The sequence below is a fragment of the Lapillicoccus sp. genome (assembly GCF_039935575.1).
GTDB lineage: Bacteria > Actinomycetota > Actinomycetes > Actinomycetales > Dermatophilaceae > Lapillicoccus.
This window is the reverse complement of the sequence record NZ_JBDTKA010000010.1, coordinates 1-6,354: the sequence shown is the minus strand read 5'-3', so window position 1 is coordinate 6,354 and position 6,354 is coordinate 1. Positions and strand designations below refer to the sequence as shown.

At 67.2% G+C, this 6,354-nt stretch carries 6 protein-coding genes; 1 reads left to right on the top strand and 5 read right to left on the bottom strand.

Annotated features, from left to right (window positions below):
* The 3 genes from ABI385_RS01385 to ABI385_RS01375 all read right to left on the bottom strand — a co-directional run.
* Positions 1–1,313 (bottom strand): DEAD/DEAH box helicase family protein (locus tag ABI385_RS01385; protein ID WP_348101940.1); only part of this gene is annotated, 1,313 nt, incomplete at its 3' end.
* Between the two features lie 543 nt (positions 1,314–1,856).
* Positions 1,857–2,147, bottom strand: a complete 291-nt coding sequence (locus ABI385_RS01380) for a hypothetical protein (RefSeq protein WP_348101939.1) — start codon at positions 2,145–2,147, stop codon at positions 1,857–1,859.
* Positions 2,148–2,706: 559 nt separating this feature from the next.
* The gene (locus ABI385_RS01375; protein ID WP_348101938.1) at positions 2,707–4,554 is read right to left on the bottom strand and encodes a SulP family inorganic anion transporter; all 1,848 of its coding nucleotides are present in this window, start codon (positions 4,552–4,554) and stop codon (positions 2,707–2,709) included.
* 223 nt (positions 4,555–4,777) lie between these two features.
* Between ABI385_RS01375 and ABI385_RS01370 the strand changes: the two genes are divergently transcribed.
* Positions 4,778–5,302, top strand: coding sequence for a hypothetical protein (locus tag ABI385_RS01370; RefSeq protein WP_348101937.1), 525 nt, complete (start codon positions 4,778–4,780; stop codon positions 5,300–5,302).
* Here the strand turns inward: ABI385_RS01370 and ABI385_RS01365 are convergent.
* Together ABI385_RS01365 and ABI385_RS01360 are read right to left on the bottom strand one after the other, a co-directional pair.
* The gene (locus ABI385_RS01365) at positions 5,287–5,526 is read right to left on the bottom strand and encodes a hypothetical protein (protein ID WP_348101936.1); all 240 of its coding nucleotides are present in this window, start codon (positions 5,524–5,526) and stop codon (positions 5,287–5,289) included. The genes ABI385_RS01370 and ABI385_RS01365 overlap by 16 nt on opposite strands.
* A 522-nt stretch (positions 5,527–6,048) precedes the next feature.
* The coding region (locus ABI385_RS01360) for a hypothetical protein (protein ID WP_348101935.1) at positions 6,049–6,354 on the bottom strand (306 nt) is incomplete at its 5' end.

Below are 6,354 nucleotides of genomic sequence, written 5' to 3'. Positions count from 1 at the left end.
AACTCGTCGATCACGACGACTTCGTACGCCCCTGCGGGGATGTTAGTGATGCCGTAGGAGGACAGCGACTGCACCGAAGCGAAGACATGCTCCCAGCGTTCGGGGCGGCGACCGTCTACGTAGAGTTCGCCGAAGTTTGCATCGGCAAGAACCTCGCGGTAGGTGCGTAAGGACTGCTGGAGGATCTCGCGTCGGTGTGCGATGAAGAGGAGGCCCGGGCGCGTTGGGGCTTCGGCGGCGAGGCGCCGGTAGTCGAGTGCAGCCACCACGGTCTTTCCCGTGCCAGTCGCCGCGACCAAGAGGTTTCGATGGCGGTCGTGGACAATGCGCTCGACCTCGAGTTGGTCGAGCATCTCCTGTTGGTAGGGGTACGGGCGGACCTCGAGGCCCGAGAGCGTCAGGGTCACTCGATCGTGGATTCGCCTACCGGCCGCTTCGGCCAGCGCGTCGTCCAGCCTGTCGCGGTCTGCGTCAGGGTCGTACTTCTCAAAGGTGGGGTCATTCCAGTAGCTGTCGAACGTCGCCAGGAACTTCCGTAGCAAGGGGGGCGTCGACACGGCGGACAGCCGCACGTTCCACTCGACCCCGTCCAGCATCGCCGCACGGGAGAGGTTGCTGGAGCCGACATACGCCGTGTCGAATCCTGTGTTGCGTCGGAAGAGCCACGCTTTCGCGTGGAGTCGTGTTCGCTGTGCGTCGAACTGCACTTTGACCTGAGCCCCGAAGTCCTTCACAAGCCGATCCAGGGCAGCCCGCTCGGTGGCCCCCAGGTAGGTCGTGGTGATCACACGGAGCGGGACGCCGCGCTCTCGGAGCGCGATCATCCGCTCCTCAAACAGGCGCAGCCCATACCACTTGACGAACGCCATGATGACGTCCACACGGTCGGCGCTCGCCAGCTCAGCGCGGATCTCGTGACCAATGCCTGGCTCACCCGGAGCATTAGTGAGTAGAGCGGTATCCGAGAGTGGCGTCGACGGACGCTCACTGAGTGCGCGGATGACGGCGCCGGGAGCGGAGGGCGTCGCTACAGCGAGGAGTTGCCGTGCGGTTGAGAGGGAGTCTCCAGGGGTCCCGAGGGTCTCTACGAGCTGATTGACCATAGCCAGCCGTCGCTCCGCGCTTCTCTCTTGGCGCAGGGCCCGCAGAGTTACGTCATGGATGTGCCTCGCGAGGATGTCCGGTTCGTCGGCCTCGTCAATCGCTCCGCGGTGAACATCAAGGACCGAAAGCCGGGAAATGCGCTTCTCTAGCGCGCGAGTAATGAGGCTTTCATAGAGGCCTTCAAGCAGGCTGCTGTCCCCGTTACTCATTCGGGTAGCTTGCCAGGACAAAGGGGTACAACCGCCGATAACACGTCATCACTACGAACTTACTGAGAATCAGGGCGACCTGACGTGATCCTCGAGGGGCGCAACCTCACGTGGGGTGTCACTGTGCCGGAAGGGATCTGTCCGGTGGAGCGATGAGGGAGGCGACGGCGGCAGGTCCACTCGGCCCGGCCCGGCTACTCGACACCCGCTCTGATCTGGGTGCCCCGAGGACGAAGGTCCCAGGCGGTTTGGGGCCGACGTGCTCGTCGACGTAGCCGGCTACTACCCCGACAGCACGAACTTCGTTCCGGTGGCAGCGACTCGGCTGCACGACACCGGTCAACGGGTTCACGTGCCCGCGGGCGGAATGATCACGATCCGCTCGTCGGTCGGGCTGCGGTGTCGGAATCAGGGACGGGCGCCGTGTCGCCCAACGTGACAGCTGGTCGACGTCTCCGGTGAGTTCCCCACGGCATCCGACCTGTGTGCTCTTGGGGAGGTTCTGGCCGCAGTAGCCGGTGACCGCCGTGGGGACGGCGATGATCACGACCCAGGCCCGTACAGGAACTCTCGCTGCCCGTCGACCAGCGTGGTGATCCGCCGATATTGGTCCTCAACGTCGATAACGCTGGCCCTCGCTGGATGCTTCGAGTCCTTGGTGGCCGCGGCGATACGGCCGTACGTGGCGTTCGTTTGCGCGGCCACGGTCCGGATGGCGAGCAGCTGCAACCACACCTCAAAGAAGTCTTCGACGATCCCTTCGGGGTCCTCGAGGGTCTCCCATGAGGTCACACTTGGCTCGAGCCCACCGGACTCCTGCGCCGAGTGGGCCATCTGGTCGACCTGTCGCGCCCAGCGATTTCGCGATCGCCTCGGAGATCTTGTAGGCGCGAGCGCCGGTGAGGCTGCCACTCGCCAGCCGGTGGGTGACGGCGCTGTGTCGATGTCGGCGACCTCGACCCGGACGAGAGGACGAGAGGCGGACGGGACCGTGACGAGGAAGTTCGGGCCAACAGACCGGTTCAGCTCCAGTAGTGGACGTGCCCCCGTCGACCGATCTGGGGGCGTGAAGCACGGTGAACCCATGTTCGGGGTAGCTGCGAACCGTCGACAATCAGCTGTGCTCGACACAGTTGGCGACCGCGCGACGATGGAACCGGGATACATCTCCCAAGCGGAGGGGGCCTCCGGGGTTGCATTGGGGCTATCAACCCAGACGGCATCCTGCTCCGCGAGCAGACCGCGGGCATGCGAAGGGGGCCGTCGCTCGACGCCGTCAACCGAGATGCGTCGGACTCTCATGCGGCCTCGTGGAGGCCCGACACCGCGCCCACGCACGGGTCGAAGACCGGATCCGGTGCGCCCAGGGCGTCGACTCCCTCGCGCAGGGCGTTCACAATGGCCCCTCCTCGTTCGGTGGGGCTGGACCTGGGTCGCGGGCCGCGATGTGTTCCTCGTCGTCGGCGTCGAGGGGCTCGCCGGCCAAGGCCTCGTCGGGGGGTGGCGACCCGCTGTGCGCCGGAAGATCGAGCAGTGCGTGCAGGCGGCGCGCTTGTCGCACACCCTGGGAGATGCTGTGCCACAGGTGGTCCTCGCCGAGCGCGGCGATCAGTCCCGAGCTGCGCAGCGCCTTGCGGACCGGCCACATGACCCGGACGAGGAAGAGGTCGACGTCTCGCCGAAGCAGGGCAGCCCGGAGGTCAGCGAGGGCGTCCGCGCTGGTCGTGTCCATCTGGTTGGTCGTCTCGAGGTCGAGGACCAGAGCGCGCGTGCCCGGCATCGTGTCAATCAGGGCGAGGATGGTGTCGTTGGTCGGCGCCGCCGTGACCCAGAAGAGCGGCACGTTGAGGCGCAGCACGATCACCCCGGGGTAGGTCGAGCGCTCCGCATGGTTGCCGATGCTGCCCCACGCCGCCTTCTCATGGGGCACTTTGCCCATCACTTCGACTTCAACCCTGGTGGAGCGGAAGACCAGGCCGATCACCGATCCGGCCACGGCGAGCAGCAAGCCATCCAGGGGGCCGAAGGCCAGGACGCCCACCGCAGCGATAACGGCGGCGACGATGTCGTTACGGCGCACCCGGCTGTAGCGGCCCAAGGCTTCGAAGTCCATCAGCTTCCACACCGCGTTGACCACGATCGCGCTCAACACCGCTCGGGGAAGCACCGACAGCGTGGGGGCGAAAGCGACGATGACCACCGCGGCCAGCCCCGCCGCAACCAGCCCGCTCATCTGAGTCCGCCCGCGGGCGTCACTGACCGCAGCCGTCTTGGACAGGCTCCCAGCCACACCGAGCCCACCGAACAACCCGCTCGCGACGTTGGCCGCGCCGGAGGCGAGCAACTCCTGGTTGGCGTCGATGCGGTAGGCCCCTCGGGCCGCGAAGAGACGAGCTGCGCTCAAGCCCTCCGCCAGGCCCACGAGGGCAAGCGCCGCTCCAGCGGTGAACAGGCCGGCCAGGTCGGCGGGGTCGATGGTAGGGATGCCGGGCTTCTGCAGCCCACTCGGGACGTGGCCGACGACCTCCACGCCGTGTGCCTGCAGATCGAGGGCCGCCGACGCCGCCAGGCCGCCGAGCAGGACCAAGAGACCCCAGGGGAACTTCGAGAAGACCCGGTGGCCGCCAAAGAGGACCACGAGAGAGACCGCCGACACTGCCATGGTCGTCAGGTTGGCTTCGCCGCGAGTGACACTCGAGCCCAGGGCACCGACCTGTTCGATCACTCGTCCTGCGGGCGTCGGCACCCCGACGAGGTGGGGCACCTCGTTGAGGATGACCAGCATGGTCAGTCCGAGGACGAAGCCCGTGACGATGGGCTTGGACAGGAACTCGGCCATCCACCCGATCCGGACGAAGCCCGCGACGATGAGCACCAACCCTGAGCCGAGCGCCAGTGCGGCGGTGTAGGACGCGGCTCGCGCTGTACCGGCGACACCGAAGCTGGCCAGAAAGGACCCGGACAGCACGGACACGGTCGACACCGGGCCCACGACGAGCTGTCGGGACGAGCCGAACACGGCATAGGCCACGAGCGCCACCGGGAGTGCGTAGAGGCCGACCTGAACGGGCGCACCTGCGATCGACGCGTAGCCGAGAGCCTGCGGAATCGCGAGCGCCGCCACCACGGCGCCGGCGATGAGGTCCCCCCGCAGCCACGCAAACTGGTATCGCGGCAGCCAGTGGACCATGGGGACGCGGCGCCATCGGCCCTCCGAGAGTGCCATCGTGTCACCGCTCACCCGTGCCACCCCGTTCTGCCCAGCCCGTCGCAACGCTACCGGACCGGAGCCGTGGCACCCCAGGCCCACGGGCTACGCGACCGCGAATACTTGAGCCTCTGCTGACGACCCGGCCCCTTCCAACACCGAGACAGGATCGCACGACCGACGGAGACGTGATGCCACTGCGACCACCCGAGCGGCCTGCGCTTCGGCGGGTACCAAGGCTGCGCTTCAGTGCACCTTGACCTGGTCGTACATCCACGCCCAGGGCCGCACCTGCTCAACCGCACCGCACGCGGCGATGACATCGGCATCCGCGCCCTGGCGCCCGACCACCTGCATCTACCGCTCGGCCGCCGGTGAGGTGCTCGTCGACGTCTCGGGCTGGTTCCCAGCCACCTCCGACCTTCGCGCCCTCTCCCCCGCCCGACTGCTCGACACCCGCTACGGCGTGGGCGCTCCCAAGGCTCCCATCGGAAAGGGCCGGGCCATCTCGTTGCAGGTGACCGGTCGTGGCGGGGTGCCGGCCTCCGGGGTCAAGGCCGTGGTGCTCAACCTGACGGCCACGCGCACGCAGGCGGCGGGTCACCTGTCGGCGTACCCGAGCGGCGGTGCTCGCCCGAACACGTCGGTCGTGAACTACGGCCGTGACGAGACGATCGCCAACTCCGTCATCGCCAAGGTCGGCGCCGGCGGCAAGGTCGGCATCTTCTCGTGGGCCGGTGTCGACGCGATCGTCGACGTGCAGGGCTACGTGCTGAACTGAGTCGTCGCAGCATGAGCGGCGCCTCGTGCACGACCTACCGGCGCCCAGGCGAAGTCGCGGTTGGCGCGTTGCATCGCGGCGTTGTCCTGCATGATCGACACCGTGGCGACGATCCTCGCGAAGGCTGACGAGGCGGGCTCACACCAGGTGCTCGGGTCGTCGGCCGTGTAGGTTCGACTCGGCTCAGCGACCGAGCTCGGCTCGACGGCAGGGTCGATGGGCAAGGCCGGCCCAGGCTGCGGCCCTCGGTCGTCAGATTGTGGTTCAGGTCGCCATCGGTGTCGTCCTGGCAGCACATCGGGCGACGCGACCGGCGGTGTGGGTTGTCAGGCCCGTGGAAGCCCTGCCGAATCCCTAGCAAGCCAGACGCCCGCAGTGCATGCGAAGCCTCGTTGCACGTGTGACGCTGGGGCCCTGCTGTGAATCTGGACAGAATTTCGACAAAATCAAGGGCAGATTGCGGAGAATATACCAATCTCCGTCCTCTGCGGGTCATTTTCTCGCGCGTGTCTCCCACGGGGACGTCGCACCGGTCCTTCAAAAGGCGTATAGTTGAAGAAGCGAAGGGTTGGGCCCGCACGAACCGCGCCCAGCCCTTCTGCATGTGCTGGCTCGGCCTGCTCCCCTGTCAGGGCGAGCCAGCTCATGCGGTGAGAGGGCCTGGATGCCGAATGGCATCCGGGCCCTCTCAGGTTGACGAAGAGGTCAACCGCGTCAGCGTCTCAGCGTCTCAACGTCTCAACGTCTCAGCTGGTCTGGTCGCCGAACTCGCCTCCGACGCGCTTGGGGGCGGCGTCGCCCTCGCCCGCATCGGTGCCCAGCGTGCCGTCGACCTCGGTGAGCTCGCCCTCTGCCCCGCCTCCGTTCTCGCCTTCGGCATCAGCCTTCGCCTTGGCCTCGTCAGCCTTGGCCTTGGCATCGGCGATCAGGTCGTCGGTCTTGTTCGTCGCGTCGTCCATCTGCTCTCCTGATCGGTCCTTGGCGTCGGCCAGAGCCGACTGGCCCTTGGCCGCGAGCCCGTCGGCTCTGTCCTTGGCCTTGTCGGTGGCATC